The organism is Litorivivens sp. (assembly GCF_041625495.1).
In the GTDB taxonomy this organism is placed as follows: domain Bacteria; phylum Pseudomonadota; class Gammaproteobacteria; order Pseudomonadales; family Spongiibacteraceae; genus Litorivivens.
The window spans coordinates 1-16,116 of record NZ_JBFJTH010000085.1 but is presented as its reverse complement, the minus strand read 5'-3'; the positions used below and the strand labels follow the sequence as shown (position 1 = coordinate 16,116).

The 16,116-nt window shown below is 57.0% G+C and carries 17 protein-coding genes and 1 pseudogene; 5 read left to right on the top strand and 13 right to left on the bottom strand.

The window, feature by feature from the left end; genetic code table 11:
- The 5 genes from ABYP39_RS11180 to ABYP39_RS11160 form a co-directional block, all read left to right on the top strand.
- A partial coding sequence (locus ABYP39_RS11180; RefSeq protein WP_372782556.1) for a hypothetical protein occupies positions 1-1,394 on the top strand: 1,394 nt, incomplete at its 5' end.
- Positions 1,395-1,543: 149 nt separating this feature from the next.
- Positions 1,544-2,518 carry a hydroxymethylbilane synthase gene (gene hemC, locus ABYP39_RS11175; protein WP_372782554.1) on the top strand — a complete coding sequence of 325 codons (975 nt, stop codon included), beginning with the start codon at positions 1,544-1,546 and terminating at the stop codon, positions 2,516-2,518.
- Complete coding sequence (locus ABYP39_RS11170) at positions 2,499-3,305, top strand: uroporphyrinogen-III synthase (RefSeq protein WP_372748075.1); 807 nt, start codon at positions 2,499-2,501, stop codon at positions 3,303-3,305. Before hemC ends, ABYP39_RS11170 begins: the two co-directional genes overlap by 20 nt.
- A 56-nt stretch (positions 3,306-3,361) precedes the next feature.
- Positions 3,362-4,534: a uroporphyrinogen-III C-methyltransferase gene (locus ABYP39_RS11165; RefSeq protein WP_372782552.1), complete on the top strand. Its 1,173-nt coding sequence runs from the start codon at positions 3,362-3,364 to the stop codon at positions 4,532-4,534.
- Complete coding sequence (locus tag ABYP39_RS11160; protein ID WP_372748077.1) at positions 4,531-5,754, top strand: heme biosynthesis HemY N-terminal domain-containing protein; 1,224 nt, start codon at positions 4,531-4,533, stop codon at positions 5,752-5,754. Before ABYP39_RS11165 ends, ABYP39_RS11160 begins: the two co-directional genes overlap by 4 nt.
- A 20-nt stretch (positions 5,755-5,774) precedes the next feature.
- Here the strand turns inward: ABYP39_RS11160 and ABYP39_RS11155 are convergent, their stop codons facing one another.
- The 13 genes and pseudogenes from ABYP39_RS11155 to ABYP39_RS11095 all read right to left on the bottom strand — a co-directional run.
- Positions 5,775-6,671, bottom strand: coding sequence for a phytanoyl-CoA dioxygenase family protein (locus ABYP39_RS11155; RefSeq protein WP_372782550.1), 897 nt, complete (start codon positions 6,669-6,671; stop codon positions 5,775-5,777).
- Positions 6,672-6,909: 238 nt separating this feature from the next.
- Positions 6,910-8,616 (bottom strand): TIGR03545 family protein, encoded by a 1,707-nt coding sequence (locus tag ABYP39_RS11150; protein WP_372782548.1) that lies wholly within the window; start codon positions 8,614-8,616, stop codon positions 6,910-6,912.
- An 11-nt stretch (positions 8,617-8,627) separates the two neighbouring features.
- Positions 8,628-9,134 carry a TIGR03546 family protein gene (locus ABYP39_RS11145; protein ID WP_372748080.1) on the bottom strand — a complete coding sequence of 169 codons (507 nt, stop codon included), beginning with the start codon at positions 9,132-9,134 and terminating at the stop codon, positions 8,628-8,630.
- A gap of 53 nt (positions 9,135-9,187) precedes the next feature.
- Positions 9,188-9,793 (bottom strand): 2Fe-2S iron-sulfur cluster-binding protein, encoded by a 606-nt coding sequence (locus ABYP39_RS11140; protein ID WP_372782546.1) that lies wholly within the window; start codon positions 9,791-9,793, stop codon positions 9,188-9,190.
- Positions 9,763-10,365 carry an RdgB/HAM1 family non-canonical purine NTP pyrophosphatase gene (gene rdgB / locus ABYP39_RS11135; RefSeq protein ID WP_372782544.1) on the bottom strand — a complete coding sequence of 201 codons (603 nt, stop codon included), beginning with the start codon at positions 10,363-10,365 and terminating at the stop codon, positions 9,763-9,765. The genes ABYP39_RS11140 and rdgB overlap by 31 nt, the downstream gene beginning before the upstream one ends.
- A complete protein-coding gene (locus ABYP39_RS11130; protein ID WP_372748083.1) occupies positions 10,365-10,802 on the bottom strand; it encodes a DUF4426 domain-containing protein in 438 nt (145 codons plus the stop codon). The genes rdgB and ABYP39_RS11130 overlap by 1 nt, the downstream gene beginning before the upstream one ends.
- Before the next feature lie 12 nt (positions 10,803-10,814).
- On the bottom strand, positions 10,815-11,405 hold the full coding sequence (gene metW / locus ABYP39_RS11125; protein WP_372782542.1) for a methionine biosynthesis protein MetW: 591 nt from the start codon (positions 11,403-11,405) through the stop codon (positions 10,815-10,817).
- Complete coding sequence (locus tag ABYP39_RS11120; protein WP_372748085.1) at positions 11,395-12,555, bottom strand: homoserine O-acetyltransferase; 1,161 nt, start codon at positions 12,553-12,555, stop codon at positions 11,395-11,397. The genes metW and ABYP39_RS11120 overlap by 11 nt, the downstream gene beginning before the upstream one ends.
- Before the next feature lie 70 nt (positions 12,556-12,625).
- A complete protein-coding gene (locus ABYP39_RS11115; protein ID WP_372758183.1) occupies positions 12,626-13,213 on the bottom strand; it encodes a YggT family protein in 588 nt (195 codons plus the stop codon).
- A 9-nt stretch (positions 13,214-13,222) separates the two neighbouring features.
- Positions 13,223-14,044 carry a pyrroline-5-carboxylate reductase gene (gene proC / locus ABYP39_RS11110; RefSeq protein ID WP_372782540.1) on the bottom strand — a complete coding sequence of 274 codons (822 nt, stop codon included), beginning with the start codon at positions 14,042-14,044 and terminating at the stop codon, positions 13,223-13,225.
- 75 nt (positions 14,045-14,119) lie between these two features.
- A complete protein-coding gene (gene slmA / locus ABYP39_RS11105) occupies positions 14,120-14,734 on the bottom strand; it encodes a nucleoid occlusion factor SlmA (RefSeq protein ID WP_372748252.1) in 615 nt (204 codons plus the stop codon).
- A gap of 12 nt (positions 14,735-14,746) precedes the next feature.
- Positions 14,747-15,646 (bottom strand): acetylglutamate kinase, encoded by a 900-nt coding sequence (gene argB / locus ABYP39_RS11100; protein WP_372748253.1) that lies wholly within the window; start codon positions 15,644-15,646, stop codon positions 14,747-14,749.
- A gap of 14 nt (positions 15,647-15,660) precedes the next feature.
- Positions 15,661-16,116 (bottom strand): annotated as a pseudogene (locus ABYP39_RS11095) (phosphomannomutase/phosphoglucomutase); the annotation flags it as partial.

Here is a 16,116-nt window from a genome sequence, read left to right as displayed (position 1 = left end):
CGAGGCTGACCTTGAATCCAGACGTCACAGCCACCCAGGCCCAGCAAGGTTTCGTCAATATCAGCAAACGCACCCAGCGCCGCTATCTACTACCGAGCCTGCTGACCGTATTGCTGGTCATCTCCGCCAGCGCTGCCTGGCTGCTGCGCGATTCTCTGGGCCTGAGCAGCAACAAGGTAGCGGTCAGCGGGTCGTTGTTTGGTGACAACCGCTGGACCGCCGACAAGCATTGGCTTCTCGAAGACATCGTCTATGTCGAAGCCGGCGCACGACTGGTAATAGAGCCCGGCACAACCGTTCTTGGGAAAAACGGTTCGGCACTGGTCATAACGCGAGACGCAACCCTGCACGCCCGCGGCAGCATAGAAATGCCTATCGTATTCACTAGCGCCAACCCGGTTGGCAAGCGCAAAGCCGGTGACTGGGGCGGACTGGTCATGCTCGGCAATGCGCCGGTCAATATTGACGACGCGCGCATCGAAGGGGTGCCGGAGGGCGATACTCGCGCAGCATTCGGCGGTATCGACCCAAACTCCAATTGCGGCGTACTGGAATTTGCCCGTATTGAATTTGCCGGCTATGAGGCCTATGCCAACAACGAGCTCAACGGACTGACCCTGGGTGGCTGCGGCAGCAATACCATCGTGCGCAGTGTGCAGGTACACCATGCGCTGGATGACGGGGTGGAAGTGTTTGGCGGCACCGTCGACCTCAGAAACATTCTGATTACCGGCGCCGGCGACGACTCACTCGACTGGGATCTCGGCTGGCGCGGGCGCGTCCAGTTCCTGATTGTGCAGCAGTACCCGGGCGTGGGCGACAATGCCTTCGAAGGGGACAATAACGGCGATAACCACACCGCCAGCCCCATCTCCGAACCCGAGTTTTACAACGTGACACTGATCAGCTCGGGCAATCCAGACAAATATCAACGAGCCATGACGCTGCGCGAAGGCACCGGTGGGCACTTCAACAATTTTCTGGTGCAAGGTTTCTCCGGTGAACTGGTGGATGTGCGCGATGAAGCCACGGTGCGCCGCATCGCCGACGGCAGCCTGAGTTTCAGCGGTCTGGTGGCAGAAAAAATTGGCGCCAGCGGAAACGGTTTTTTCAGCGACGAGAACGGCAAAGATGACGACAACGGCTTTCCCGAGGCCGAATACTTTGCCAGCATGGACGATATCTGGCTCGACAGCGATGCAGGCCTGACCTCTCGCGCCGCACACAACACCGCACCCGACTACATCCCACTGCTCAGCAACAGCGACCGCGCGCGCCAAGTAAAACGCCCCCAAGGAGAGTTCTGGGACGAAGCGGCAACCTTCCTCGGCGCCATACGCCCCGGCATCAAACGCAGCTGGGTTGAAGGTTGGACAGCCTTCCCTGAAGCCTGATTGCAGCGCTCTTTCGGCCGGGGCTGTGCAAATCGGCGGGGCCACAGGCTGACGACGATTCACAGACTGGCCCCACATGCATCAGTCGCGCACAGCCACCAGCCCGGCCCCAATCCACACCGGGGCTTGCGGTAGCGCGGCTGAACCGTATGATAGGGCACCCCGCAGTACTTGAAAGAGGCGCCATTTTGACCCGCACCGTCCGCATCGCCACCCGCGAAAGCCTACTCGCCCTCTGGCAGGCCGAATACATCAAGGCCGAATTGCAGCGCCACCACCCAGGGCTCGACGTAGAGCTGGTGGGCATGACCACCCGTGGCGACCAACTGCTGGATTCGCCGCTGTCGAAAATTGGCGGCAAAGCCCTGTTTGTCAAAGAGCTGGAACAGGCCATGCTGGAAGGACGCGCCGATATGGCCGTGCACTCCATGAAAGATGTGCCCATGCACTTCCCGGCCGGACTTGAACTGGCTGTTATCTGCGAGCGGGAAGATCCCAGAGATGCGTTCGTCAGCAACCGTTTCGCAACCGTCGACGACCTGCCGCAAGGCGCCTGCGTAGGCACCTCCAGCCTGCGCCGCGAATGCCAGCTTCGCGCCCGGCGCCCGGATCTGGTGGTTCGCAGCCTGCGCGGCAATGTACAGACCCGCCTGCGCAAACTGGACGAGGGAGAATTTGACGCCATTGTACTGGCCGCGGCCGGTTTGATCAGACTGCAGCTGGAAGAACGCATCGCCAGTTTCCTTGACGAAGACTTATCTCTGCCTGCCGTGGGTCAGGGCGCGGTGGGTGTTGAAGTTCGCAGCGACGATACTGAACTGAAACAGCTGTTGGCGCCTCTCAATCACAGTGACACCGACCTGCGGGTGCGCGCCGAGCGCGCCATGAACAATCGCCTCGAAGGCGGCTGTCAGGTCCCCATTGCCGGTTTTGCCCTGCTCGAAGGCGATCAGCTGTGGCTGCGTGGCCGAGTTGGCGCACCAGATGGCACCACCCTGCTCGAAGCAGAAGCGCGCGGCGCCAGCAGTCAGCCCGAGGCACTCGGCCGCGCCGTTGCAGAAGCCCTGCTCAGTCAGGGCGCTGGTGATATTCTGGCAGCGATTTATGGCAACACTGAGCGCTGAGGCACTATCAGGACTGCGCGTTCTGGTAACCCGCCCAAGCGAGCGCGCCGCTGAACTCATCACCGCCCTGCAGGGCGCGGGCGCCCAAGCCCTGCACCTGCCAGCGCTGGAAATAGCACCACTGGACAACGACAAACACGCGTCAGCACTACTGCAGGCACGCCAGTGCATTCTGGACCTCGATCACTACGACGACATCATTTTTATCAGCGTCAACGCCGTGGAACATGGCATGGCAATGATCGACAACTATTGGCCGCAGTTACCTGTGCGCCAATCCTATTGGGCCATTGGCAAAGCCACCAAAGACGCGCTGGCGCAGCACGGTATTCAAGCCTGTGGCGGTGACGGCGCCATGAACAGCGAAAGCCTGCTGGCCCACGCTGACCTGCAATCGCTCAGCCATCGCAAATTCGCTATCGTACGCGGCATTGGCGGCCGCGAAACCCTGGCAGACACCCTGCGTACACGCGGCGCCCGCGTGGACTATATCGAGTGCTACCAGCGCCAAGCGCCAGCGGGCAGCAACGCTGAGCGACTGAACGCAATCGCGGCGGCCAATATCAACTGCAGCGTGGTGAACAGTGGCGAAAGTCTGCACAATCTGACCAGCTGGTTGCCCTCAAATCACCGCCTGTTTCAGTGCCCAATAATCACACCCGGCGAACGGGTCGCTGCTCTTGCCGCAAAACTGGGCTATGCTAGAACTGTTGCCGCAGAAAACGCGAGTCTTGATGCTACGCTTTCTGCATTACTGGCGGCGCGTTCGGCTGCGCTTTCCCTGTAAAAGGAGCGCGCAGTCCATACTGCACCAGCGTTACCATTGACTAGGGGATACACTGCATGTCGGCAACCGACACGGCCGAAACCACACCGGAACCACCCGTACTCACCGAACAGCAATCAGCACCACCACCCAAACGCGGCGGTGGCTTTACTCTTTTTGTAGCACTGCTCGCCTTTCTGCTGGGTGGCGCCGCCTGCGGCTGGCTGGGCTACCAGTTCTGGCTGCAGCATCAGGGCAGCCCGGCACAAAAGCCTTGGCGCGAGGATCTGGTCAGTGCCGGTGAGAATCTGCGGCAAGAGCTCGCTACTGCACAGCAGGACGCTTTTGCGCGCTTGCGCCAGCAACTGACGACTCAGGATAAAGAGCTGCGCGAAACCCTGAAGCAGCAACAGCTGGTGTTGGAAAACAGCCTGCAACAGCAGGAACAACGCTTGAATCAGACCGCAGTACAACTCACCGCCACCCAGGAAAGGCTGAATGAAGCAGTGCGCCTGAATCGCGATGACTGGATTCTGGCGGAAGCTGAATACCTGCTGCGACTGGCCCACCAGCGTGCACAGCTAGGTGGCGACCTTACTCCGGTAAATGATCTGCTGCTGGATGTGCAGCGCAAATTGCGTACGACTCAGGACAGCCGCACCGATGCGGTACTGACAGTACTCGCACGCGATCTGGAACACGTAAAGGACATTCTCGCCTTTGATGTCGGTGCGCTTCAGGATGAACTCGATAGCATTAATGCCGCAGCCATCGCCTTGCAACCCCTTGCCGACCGGAAAGTCAGGGCCAAACCGATCGCCCCGGCGCCGGAACCACCACCGGAACTCGCCTGGGATACAGTGTGGCCAATAATCAAATACGGCTTTGTCCGCGCCGCCGAAAAGCTGGATTCTTACATCCGGGTCAGCGATCGCGACGCCAGTTATCAGGAATCCGTAATCGCCGGCGGCCAACGCGAATTGTTTCAGGAAAACCTGCAGCTGATGTTCGAACAGGCTCAATGGGCGCTGACCAGCGGCAACCAAGACCTATTCCGCAAGGCATTGGCCCGTTGCAGCGACTGGCTGCGCCGCTACTACAGAAACGGCGAAGCCGAGCAGGCTGTACTGGCCGACATCGAGCACTTGAGCCAGAAAACCATTCGCCCTGCTAACCCGCCGCTCACCGCCAGCATTGCAGCCCTTGCTGCGCTCATCGACCAGCGTCGCGAGGGGGAGGCCCAACCGTGATTCGCTATTTTTTAATCGCACTGGGCGCACTGCTGGCAGCCGCCGGCCTGGGAGTTCTTGTACAACGCGATCCGGGCTATATGCTGCTCGCCATTGGCAATGTGGCTATTGAAACTTCATTCTGGGTCGCTCTGCTGCTGTTTCTGCTGCTGTTGGGCGCTGGATACTACCTGCTGCGTCTCAGCCACTTTGGCTGGAGCGGCGGTTCGCGACTGGCGCGCTATCTTGGCCAGCGCCGCCAGCAGCGCAGTAACCGGCAGAGCAACGACGGCTTGATCGCCCTGGTAGAAGGGAACTACGACAAGGCCAAGCGCCTACTCACCCGACACCTTGACGATGTGGACGAACCGCTACTCAATTATCTGGGCGCCGCCTATGCCGCCAATGCGCTGGGTGATCCACGCGAGGCCAGCGCGCTGCTCGCCCGCGCCGAGCGCAACACCCAGGGCGCCAATGTAGCTATCGAACTGGTTCAGGCCCGCCTGCTGCTGCAGAACGGCCGCCTGGAGGAAAGCCTCGCCAGCCTGACCCGCGCCCAACGCAATACCGCTCGCCACCCCGCCGTACTGCGGTTGTTAAAATCAGTCTACCTTGGACTGGAAGACTGGGACGCCTTGCTAGCACTGCTGCCCGACCTGAAAAAGCACGGTGTGACCGACGCTGAAGAGCTCGAAACGTTGCGCCGCCACTGTATTTTAGGGCAGCTCAAAAGACATTCAGACGCCAGTAAAACCAGTGACGAAGAGCTCGCCCACTGGTGGCACAAACTGCCGAAGGATGTTCATCAGGATGACACCATGGTGGCCAGCTACGTGCGGCAGCTGATCAGCCGCAGTATGGATCGCGAAGCCGAAAACTTGCTGCGCAAACACTTGCGTAAATCCTGGCAGCGAGAGCTGGTCGAGCTCTATGGCAAAGTTGCCGGTCCCGAACCCGACAAACAGCTGCTCACCGCCGAGGCTTGGCTGCCCGAACGCACTAACGACGCCAGTCTACTACTGACACTGGGCAGACTGAGCCTGCGAAACCAGCTGTGGGGCAAAGCCCGGGAATATTTCGACAACAGCTATCGCCTGGACCCCGGTCACGACGTGTGTGCCGAACTCGGTCGCCTGCTGGCGTACCTGGGCGAACACGAGCGCAGCGCCGCTTTCTTTCAGGAAAGCCTGCAGAAAAGCGGCGGCGCTATCGACGTAAAATTGCCATCGCGAATTAGCTGACCCTCCGCGCAGCTAACGCTTCATGCCGCCTCGGCGGCAATCGCGCGCACCGCCGTGGTGTCTCGTGAGCTCAAGAACGCCGGCCGCGGTGGCAAACCGCTGAAGGGCGCTTGCGGCGCGTTTTCCACATTGTTGTATACACACATAGCAATGCTGCGAGCATCTGCCGACAGGTTGTCGGGCGAGGCGTGCAACAGATTACACTCGTGAATCACCAGCGTGCCGGGCTCGCCGGTAATGGCCTTAATGCGCCGATTTTTTAGCACCCTTTGCATCATTTGCGGACTGGGCACGCCCAGCGTTTGCTGCCGCAATGAGGTTTTGTAATTGTCGGTGCAGGTCTGGCCCGCACAGGATACATACTGCCGGTGGGAACCGGGAATCACGTAAAGCGGCCCATTGTGGCTGTGATTTTCTGTCAGCATGACCCAGGCCGTCAGGGCCCGCATGCGTGGCATGCCATCCTCGACATGCCAGGTTTCAAAATCGCTGTGCCAACTGAAGGCACGCCCTTTCAGTGGCGGCTTGATGTTAATGCGCGACTGCATGCGATATACCTCGCTGCCCAACAACTGCCGCGCTACCGCCACGATTCTTTCATCGCGAAAGCAGCGATCCACTACCGTGCTGTATGCGATGGGGTTGAACACGGTGCGCAATTCATTGCTGTCCGGTTCCAGAACCAGCTCTTCGCAGCCGCGCAGATCGCGCTTCAATTTGCCAATTTCGTTGCGCAGCGGCGCGACCATATCTGCCAATAACCCGGGAAATATCAGGTAGCCATTATCGCGATAAAACGCACACTGTGATTCACCAAGCGGCGTGTCGGAAGTCGAATACACCACCGGATCAAGTCGGGGCAGCAGGGCTTCTGAATCGCCCTGCCGCGAGGGGTAGAGATCTGCGGATGTTGCCATGCGGATATGCCTCCTCTACTGTGTTGACTCGTAAGTTTTGGTCGATCGAGCCGAAAGCTGGGAGGCCTGAAAATTGTCTCAGCAATTGAAACCTTGCAGGTAGACCGAAATCGGAAGTCGCTGACACAATTTCCAGGCAAACCGGGCAGTTTGCTTTCGGCACTGAGCTTAGGTGGGGATTGAATAGGTTTTTTCAAGGCACGCTGGCATTCCTGCCAGCGGCCCGTATCGCTGCGGCTTAACGCAGCTCTTTGAGCAGTGCGTTCAGCTGCTCTCGGTACTGCTGGAGCTGCCCCTGATACTTATCCAGAGACGCCCCGTGAGCCCCCAGTTTAGCTGTGGGTTCGGCCAGCACCTTGTCGAGCTCACTTTTCAGCTCGGCTTTTTTCTCAGCGACTTTGGCATTCACTTCAGCTCCCAACACATCTCCGATCAAACTGTCGAGGCTGGATTTAAGTCGCAGTTCGGGATCATCCGGGTTGCCGCTTAAGAACATTTTAAGGTCGAACTGAGAGGCCGAGGCCAAAGCCTTGCGCATAAGTTCGGCGGTTTTGTTTTCCGCCGTTTCCGCCACCGCAAAACTCGCCTGCTTCACGAGACTGTCTACCGTTGCGTTGAGTCCATTTTCATTCAATGCAAACGTTGTCTGGATATTGGCGAGACCTTTTTGCAGGGTAATGGGCAACGTCGGGCTATCGGACAGCGTCAGTGCCGACAACGCCAATTGTCTCAGGTCGAAGTTTAGCTGATCCGATGGCGAGTCGCCCCGGTGATCAAACAGACCATCGAGCTTCAGGCTAGCGCCATCATCGCTGCCGCCGCTGGCCAGCAATGTCATCGGCTTGCCCCAGATGTTCTGCTCGTTGGTAATATCCTTGAGCACACCGTCAAACTTAATCAACTTGCCGGCGACTGGGACGCTACCATCGATGCTCGCCTGCTTGATCAGGAACTCCGGTGTTGGCTGCTCTTGGGCAAAACGGATGTACTCACCACCCGCCCGCTGAGGTTTCGCAGCGTCATCTTCTTTCGCCGTCGCATCGGCTCCTTCACTGAGCTGACTGGTCGCCACCCGGTACAACGAAAGGCCCTGCTTCACTTTTGCATAGGCCTCGTCGCCAACGATATGGCGAACCATCCCTTCGAAACCCTCATCCAGCCCCACGCTAGCCAGTAAGCGGTCCGCTTCGCGGCCCGGCAAGGTCTTGGCTTTTTCTGTCAGTGCGGCTATGCGAGCTTTATCGGCCTTGATCTGATCGTCGAGATCCTTGAGCGCTTCCAGATCATCATCGATATCATCACGCAGCTCTTTAGTACCTTTAATACGCACCAGGGCATTCTGATCTTCCAGCTCTTCCCAGCGACGCTTGTACTGCGCTAATTGCTCCTTGGTGGGCAACTGCGCCATGCGCTGCTCCCAGCCCTGCTTGATCGCCTCAACCTCTGCCTGCATGCTTTCAACTTCAGCCTGAAGACGCGCCTTTTCTTCCTGCGCCAACTGGCCTACATCCGGAATATTCAGCTTCGATGCCAACTCCAGCGCCTTTTTCTCGCCGCTTTTGGTCGCACTACCAAAGCTGAACAGGCGCCCATCAATAGCGCCACTGCTGTCGCGTTTGGTGTAGAGGTTAAGCCCTTCGATGCGCGCATCGTCGGAAATAAACTGACGCCGCAAAAGTGCATACAGATCCACTTGCGAGTGAATGCGTGCGGCCTCAAACAGGTTCTGCATGGGCTGATCAGGATTGGTTACCTGCAAATGGCTGAGCTCCAATGTGCCGTCGCGCAGCGACAAGGTCGCACTGTCGAGTTCAACCTTGGCGCCCACCGCTTGGGTACCGGCAAACTCGATACTGTTTTCGATGATCCAGTCGATGCTCAGCATCCACAACACAACGATGCCTGCAAAAACACCGAGACCCCACCAGCGAATCCATTTTGTCATAGCATGCCTCCCTAGCGATTCAGTGCGCTGTACAGTTCAAACAGACGCGTGCTTTTGACAAACAGCATCAACCGGGTCTGGGCCAGTTTGGCCCTTACTTTGTCGCGATAACGGGTTATCGCCCACACCACCGCCCAGTACATAGGCAAGGCCAGAATTAACGACAGGCAAACACTACCCATCACCAGCGTATTGTTGTAGGCCATAAACCGCCAAAAGGAAGACTGGTACATTGAAGTCCACACAGCCGTCAGGCCTTCAGCCTGCAGCACCGCAGCACCCAGCTGCATGCTCAGCGGATCGAGCAGATAAGCGATACCGGAGAACAGTGCAAAGCTAAGCAGGAAAAAGCTCAGATTCACCCGCAGTACCAGCACCAATAACAAAATGAATAGATTGTGGGGGGACATCAGCGGCGTCAGACCCATGATAAGGGCAAAAACGACTGCCACCGCAACCTGTGCGGGGTTGTCATCCGAGTTGAGCACCTTCAGCAATTTTGCAATTGCAGTGAGCATGATAATTCTTCCTGAGCGAGCGTAATGCGATTTTCTATCGGTAAATCACGGCGTCAGCGCGTGATGATAAGCCCGCATTGTATCAGGGAAATCTGTATTTCTCGCGCCACGCTTGCGGTGAGATTGCACAGCACCACCTGCGCTTCGTTACGCAGTTGATAACGGCCACCTGGCTGACTGTCCACATTCAACAACCGCACCATTGCCCTGTTTTCAGTGCATATCGGCAGCGACGCCTGCAAGGTCAACAGGCGTTTATCGTCAGCAATCAGCTGCGCAGAATAGGCCCGCCCGCCACTGACCAGTAGCCACTGCGCGCCACTGACATCAAGTCGCCCGGCAGGTAAACGCACAACCGCTTCGCTGCCTTGGGCTGCAATCAGCTCACAGCTATAGCAACGCCAGTGCGCCCGCTGTGGTAATTGCAAGGTAATGTCGGCGTCGGCGAAGTGTGTGCACAGGGGCACTTTATTGCGATCGCTGGGCGGATGGGTCACACCGGACAACAGGGTGGCAAAGCAACGGCCACAGTTTCCATTGCTGCAGGCGACTGGCACCGAGCAGCCCGCATCCTGAAGTTGTCGCAATAACGTGTGGTCTGCGCGGCCCGGCAGCGCACGGCCATCGCTCAGCTGAATAGTGAAGGGTTCTGGCGCCATTGTTCCAGAAACAGGGCAAGGGCACGGCCGCGATGGCTGTGTTGGTTTTTGATTTCTGACGGCAACTCGGCAGACGAGCACGCCAGTTCCGGCACGTAAAACAGGGGGTCGTAGCCGAAGCCATTGTCACCGCGACCCTCGGCAAGTATTTCGCCTCGCCATAAGCCCTGAAAAATCAGCGGCAGCGGATCATCGGCATGGCGCACGTAGGCCAGCACGCATACGAAAGTGGCGCTGCGATCCGACACATCAGTAAGGGCTCGCAACAACTTTTCGTTATTAGAGGCATCGCTTGCATCGGCACCGCTGTATCGCGCCGAATAAATACCCGGCGCGCCTTGTAGCGCACTGACACATAAGCCAGAGTCGTCAGCCAAGGCTGGCAACCCCGTTGCAGCACTGGCATGACGCGCTTTGATCAGTGCGTTTTCAACAAAGCTTTTTCCGGTTTCCTCAGCGTCGACAATATCAAAGTCGGTCTGCAGCATCAGCTCAAAGCCGGTATCGGATAATACCTGCTGCATCTCCTTGAGTTTGCCGCGATTGCCGCTGGCCAGTACAACACGTGTCATTATTTGCCCGTGTACATCACTTTATTGAATTGGAATTTGTATTTGCGACGACTGGTTTCCGGCTGAATCGACAGCGTGAAATCCAGGGTTTCCTTGTTGTCGCCTTCAAACTGCGCAATGTAGTAAATCGCATCGCCTTCATCCACTTCTTTAAAGTCCAGTGGCTTGCGATGTATCAGGTTAAACACAGAGCCGCTGATATCGGCCTTTCGCGCAACATCCCCATCGTCGGAATTTTCGCGCACGCTGATATTGAGGATAAATCGATCATCACCGCGCACAATGCCGTAAGCTTTGGCCACCGTCGGCTTTAGAAACGTTGTGTTGACGATACTGTAATGCACATCGTAGTGATCGAACCGCTGTTTCTGTTCCGCCTGCGCAGCAAATGCCGCCAGGCAAAGCAGCAGGGTCAGGCCGCGCTGTATTAGAGTCATACCTTCTCCCGGTTATTTACTGATGTGATATACCGCCGTAACGCCAAACAAATTGGGGAACCGCGAAGCGATGAAGCTCTCCCGATCTGCAGCGTCAACAACCGCACGGTGTAGCACCCGTATCCCTTTATCACGGCAAAGATTTTCAAAATCCTTGACCGTGCAAAAGTGAATATTAGGCGTGTCATACCAAGTATAGGGCAAAAATTTTGACACCGGCATGCGGCCGCGCGCGCCGAGATAAAGCCGTCCCCGCCAGTAACCAAAGTTAGGAAAGGTGACAATACACTCTCGTCCCACCCGCAGCATTTCATCAATGACCAGATGCGGCGAACGCAGGGTTTGCAGCGCCTGCGCCATCACGACCAGGTCGAAACTATTGCTGCGAAACTTGCCGAGACCGTAGTCCAGGTCATGGTCGACAACGCTGAGGCCTTTTTCCATGCATTGGCGGATATGCTGGTCGTCGATTTCCAGACCGATCCCGTCAACATTCAGGTTGTCACGCAGATAAGCCAACTGGCTGCCATCACCGCAGCCCAGATCCAGCACGCGGCTGCCTGGCCGGGTCCATTCTGCGGCCAGATTAAGATCAAAGCGCATCGCTGACCTCCTGCTTTACCCGCTTCATGTAGGCCGTAAAACTTTTAAGATAGCGTTCTATTGGCAGCAGGAAGGCGTCGTGACCAAAATTCGCTTCAATCTCGGCGTAGCACACCGGTTTGCGCGCGGCGATCAGGGCATCAACAATTTCCCGCGACCGCGACGGCGCAAAGCGCCAGTCGCTGGTAAAAGACATCACCAAAAAACCACAAGTCGCGTGGCTGAAGGCTTCCACCGGATCGTCGTTGTACTCCCGAGCCAAGTCAAAATAATCCAGCGCTTTGGTCATCAGCAGATAGGTGTTGGCGTCAAAGGTACGGGAAAACACATCCCCTTGGTATCGCAGGTAGCTTTCCACCTGAAATTCAACCTTGTCATCCTGCCCAAGCTGAAAGTTGCCGACCTTCAGTTCGCGCCCAAACTTTTCGCCCATGCCATCTTCTGACAAATAGGTGACGTGCCCTACCATGCGCGCCAGCGCCAACCCCGCCTTGGGAATGGTTTCGTGCTCAAGATAACGACCGCCGTGAAAATCCGGATCAGAGGTGATGGCCTGCCTGGCAATCTCGTTAAACGCAATATTTTGTGCCGTCAGCCGCATTGCCGAGGCAATGACGACGCAGTGACGCACTTCCTCCGGATGCTCGAGCGCCCAGCGCATGGCCTGCATCCCGCCCAAGCTACCGCCAATAACCGCGGCCCATTGGGAAATGCCAAACAGCTCCATCATGCGCCGCTGGGAGGCCACCCAGTCGCGACATCGCAACGGCGGAAAATCCGGGCCCCAGGGTTTGCCCGTGGCCGGGTTTATGCTTGCCGGCCCGGTGCTGCCGTGACAGCCACCGAGATTATTGATGCTGATAACAAAAAAATGGTTGGTGTCGATCGGCTTACCGGGGCCAATACACACTTCCCACCAGCCCGGCTTTTTGTCGTCAACGCTATGGTAGCCGGCGGCATGATGATGACCCGAAAGGGCGTGACAGATCAGAATGGCGTTATTCTTCGCCGAATTGAGCTCGCCGTAGGTTTCATAAACGATATCGTATTCGTCGAGCGTGCGGCCGCAAGCCAGCATCAATGGCTCGCTGAAATGGTGAGTATGCGGCTCGACGATGCCTACGGAATCAGCAGGAAGCGCAGCGCTCATTCAGACATCTCCCGAGCAATCCGGCGGACGCAGGCCAAGCGTCGAATGCACGCCCCACGATCCGCATCTTTCACAATCCAAACACCAATACCGCACTCAGCCCCGCCGACTGCGCCATGGACTTGAGCAGAATTTGCAACACACTGATCACCAAAAACACCATGATCGGTGAGAGATCAATGCCCCCCATTGGCGGGATGATCTTGCGAAAGGGCTGCATTACCGGCTCTGTTAACTGATACAGCAGCACGGCGGCGGGATGGTGAGTTCCCGGAGCCACCCAGCTCAAAATGATATTAATGATAATGGCAAAAAAGTAGAGGTTGACGGTAAGCGCAAGGCAGCCGATCACAGACCAGCCCAGTAACGTAAGCACGTTTGGCAAGCGCGCACCAAACAATGCGATGATCGCCACCATCGCCACCATCTGCACCAGCAGGGCCAGTACAACCGAGGCCGTGTCCACCTTGCCGATTGGCGGGATTACCCGCCGCAGCGGCAGCAACACAGGGTTGGTTGCCTTCACCATAAACTGGGAAATGGGGTTATAAAAATCTGCTCTTGCCAGCTGCAGCAGCAGGCGCAGTATCACCACTGCCAGATACAGGCTGAAAAATGTTTGAACCAGTAAAAATCCGATTTCTGTCAGGGGGCCCATGGTTTGTCCTCAATCACCGAGTTCACGTGACAGTTCTATAGAGCGGTCGCGAGCGGCGGTTAGCGCCTGCTCAAATATGTTGCGTAAACCACCCTGCTCAAGCTCACCGATTGCTCGCTCAGTTGTTCCGTTGGGTGATGTTACGCGGCGGCGTAGCTCGTCGGGCTCCACGTCACTTTGCAGCGCCATGGTCGCGGCACCCAATGCGGTTTGCAAGGTCAATGCCTTGGCGTCGTCGGCACTGAGCCCCAACTTTTCGCCAGCGCTCTGCATGGCTTCCATCACCAGGAAAAAGTAGGCGGGGCCACTGCCAGACACCGCCGTAACTGCATCCAGCGCCGCTTCGGTGTCAAACCACCGCACACTGCCAACCGCCTGCATGATGGTTGCCGCCTGCCGGCGCTGTTCGTCGCTCACTTCGCCATTGGCAAACAGGCCGGTCGCACCGGCGCGCACCAACGCAGGCGTATTGGGCATGGTTCGAACAATGGCCTGGTTGCCGCCGAGCCAATGCTGCAGGCTTGCCACTTCTATACCCGCTGCAATGGAGATAATCAGCGGCTTGCGTGCCTGTACATCGGCAGCCAGACCTTCGGCGACTGCTTTCATGATCTGGGGTTTTACCGCGAGAACAACGACGTCTGCCGCAGCCACGGCAGCGCTATTGTCTGATGTGGTATTTACCGGGGCTACCTGCTGCAACCGCGACAGGCTTTCCGCCGAAGGGTCGGCCGCCCAAATCGCACCCGCATCAACACCGCTGGCCACCAGCCCACCAATAATGCTCGAGGCCATGTTGCCGCCGCCGATAAACGCCATTGTGAAACTCATCGCTGCCTCGCTCTGTCTGTCAAACGCCGCGCAGTATAACAGCCAGCCCCGCACGGGGCATATCAGCTACCGGCGTTAAGCAAAGGATTGGGCAGGATTATGGGTGGATTTGAAGAATTGCACTGTCAGTAGCTGCCACTGTTCATCCCAGTGCTCGGTGGGCTTGCGTCTGAATTCGCTGCGGACATACTGACAGATACGCCCTTCCGCGCTGGCCAACAACAGATTGGCTGCCGCCGAAACAGTCACCATAGGACGCAGCCCTTCCTGCACTTCAGCGTCACGCAGTATCTGCTTGAGGTGAGTCTCGAGCCGGTCATAGAACTGCTGCACGCGGGATCGCAAGCGGGCGGTTTCACCGGCCAACGCATCACCATTGAGTATGCGCGTGATCCCCGGGTTACGCTCGGTAAACATCAACAGCAGACTGAGCACTTTGTAACAGCGCGACAAGGCCTCAGCGTCTTCTGTTGTGATGACCTGAACCCGGGAAAAAATGGATTCTTCCACGAACTCTATCAGCCCTTCAAACATCTTGGCCTTACTGGGAAAATGCCGATAGAGCGCCGCTTCCGAGACACCAACCGCCTGCGCCAGTTTGGCCGTGGTTATCCGATCCCCGGGATTCGCTTCCAGCATATGGGCCAGAGCTTCAAGGATTTCCTGTTTGCGCGATGAACGCTTGGTCATGGTCGTCCAGTCTTATTCTTGATTGGTAATCAAGGTGCCAACACCTCGATCTGTGAATATTTCCAACAATACCGCATGAGGTACCCTGCCGTCGATGATATGCGCACTGTTAACCCCGGCTTTGACGGCGTCAAGTGCACAACCAATTTTTGGCAGCATTCCGCCATAGATGGTGCCATCGGCTATCAGGCCATCGACCTGCTCAGTGCTCAGACCGGTAAGCACCTTGCCGTCTTTGTCCATTAGACCGGCCACATTGGTCAACAGCATCAGCTTCTCAGCCTGCAGCTTTTCCGCCATTTTACCGGCCACCAGATCAGCATTAATATTGTAACTCTCGCCATTCTTATCGACACCGATTGGCGCTATCACCGGAATAAAATCACTGTTTAGCAGCATATCGATTACCCCGGCATCAATCGCCTCAACTTCACCGACATGCCCGATATCAATGATTTCCGGCACTGACATTTCCGGCGTTTTGCGCGTTGCCTTGAGTTTTCTGGCGCGGATCAACTGGCCATCTTTACCCGTCAGGCCGATGGCTTTACCACCGTTGCGGTTTAGCAGCGCTACGATTTCTTTATTAACGCTGGCGCCCAGCACCATTTCTACCACATCCATCGTGGCGCTGTCAGTCACGCGCATACCATCAACAAAACTGGATTCAATGTTGAGTTTTTTCAGCAGCTCGCCTATCTGAGGACCACCGCCGTGTACAACGATGGGATTCATGCCCACCAGCTTCATCAGCACGACGTCGCGCGCAAACTGCTCTTTCAGTTTCTCGTCGACCATGGCGTTGCCGCCAAATTTGACCACAATGGTCTTGCCCGTGAATTTCTGGATGTACGGGAGGGCTTCTGTAAGAACGTGGGCAACGTCGGAGGCGCCCTTGATGCTAAGAGACATAAGTTTTTTCCTGATTAAAATTTGAGGTCCAGCGTAGGATCAACCGAACGCAGGGCTTCTCGAAAGTGTTGTTGAATGTTGGCCAATGCGTCTTTGTCATCGGCCTCAAAGCGCAGACTCAGAGCCGGCCCAGTGTTAGACGCTCGCACCAGACCCCAACCGGTAGGAAACTCTACCCGCAAACCATCGAGCAGGTTGATTTCGGCGCCCTCAAAATAGTCTCCAGCTTTGAGCTGGTCGACGATGACAAATTTCTGCTGCTCATCGGTCGCCAGACAGATCTCAGGGGTCGCAACACTTTCAGGCAGGCGAGCGATATGTTCCTGCAGGCGTAAAGGACTCAGGCTTAGCAGTTCAAGCATACGCGCTGCCACATACATACCGTCATCAAACCCGTACCAGCGCTCCCGAAAGAATATATGCCCGGTAAACTCTCCGCCGAGCAATGCGCCGCTGGCCTCCAGCTGGTT

Excerpts from the sequence above, each read along its gene's own strand:
- hemC (WP_372782554.1), top strand. The coding sequence starts at position 1,544 with ATGATAGGGCACCCCGCAGTACTTGAAAGAGGCGCCATTTTGACCCGC.
- slmA (WP_372748252.1), bottom strand. The coding sequence starts at position 14,734 with ATGACCAAGCGTTCATCGCGCAAACAGGAAATCCTTGAAGCTCTGGCC.
- ABYP39_RS11130 (WP_372748083.1), bottom strand. The coding sequence starts at position 10,802 with ATGACTCTAATACAGCGCGGCCTGACCCTGCTGCTTTGCCTGGCGGCA.
- argB (WP_372748253.1), bottom strand. The coding sequence starts at position 15,646 with ATGTCTCTTAGCATCAAGGGCGCCTCCGACGTTGCCCACGTTCTTACA.
- ABYP39_RS11120 (WP_372748085.1), bottom strand. The coding sequence starts at position 12,555 with ATGAGCGCTGCGCTTCCTGCTGATTCCGTAGGCATCGTCGAGCCGCAT.
- ABYP39_RS11170 (WP_372748075.1), top strand. The coding sequence starts at position 2,499 with ATGGCAACACTGAGCGCTGAGGCACTATCAGGACTGCGCGTTCTGGTA.
- ABYP39_RS11155 (WP_372782550.1), bottom strand. The coding sequence starts at position 6,671 with ATGGCAACATCCGCAGATCTCTACCCCTCGCGGCAGGGCGATTCAGAA.
- proC (WP_372782540.1), bottom strand. The coding sequence starts at position 14,044 with ATGAGTTTCACAATGGCGTTTATCGGCGGCGGCAACATGGCCTCGAGC.
- ABYP39_RS11115 (WP_372758183.1), bottom strand. The coding sequence starts at position 13,213 with ATGGGCCCCCTGACAGAAATCGGATTTTTACTGGTTCAAACATTTTTC.
- metW (WP_372782542.1), bottom strand. The coding sequence starts at position 11,405 with ATGCGCTTTGATCTTAATCTGGCCGCAGAATGGACCCGGCCAGGCAGC.
- ABYP39_RS11140 (WP_372782546.1), bottom strand. The coding sequence starts at position 9,793 with ATGGCGCCAGAACCCTTCACTATTCAGCTGAGCGATGGCCGTGCGCTG.
- ABYP39_RS11150 (WP_372782548.1), bottom strand. The coding sequence starts at position 8,616 with ATGACAAAATGGATTCGCTGGTGGGGTCTCGGTGTTTTTGCAGGCATC.
- ABYP39_RS11165 (WP_372782552.1), top strand. The coding sequence starts at position 3,362 with ATGTCGGCAACCGACACGGCCGAAACCACACCGGAACCACCCGTACTC.
- ABYP39_RS11145 (WP_372748080.1), bottom strand. The coding sequence starts at position 9,134 with ATGCTCACTGCAATTGCAAAATTGCTGAAGGTGCTCAACTCGGATGAC.
- rdgB (WP_372782544.1), bottom strand. The coding sequence starts at position 10,365 with ATGACACGTGTTGTACTGGCCAGCGGCAATCGCGGCAAACTCAAGGAG.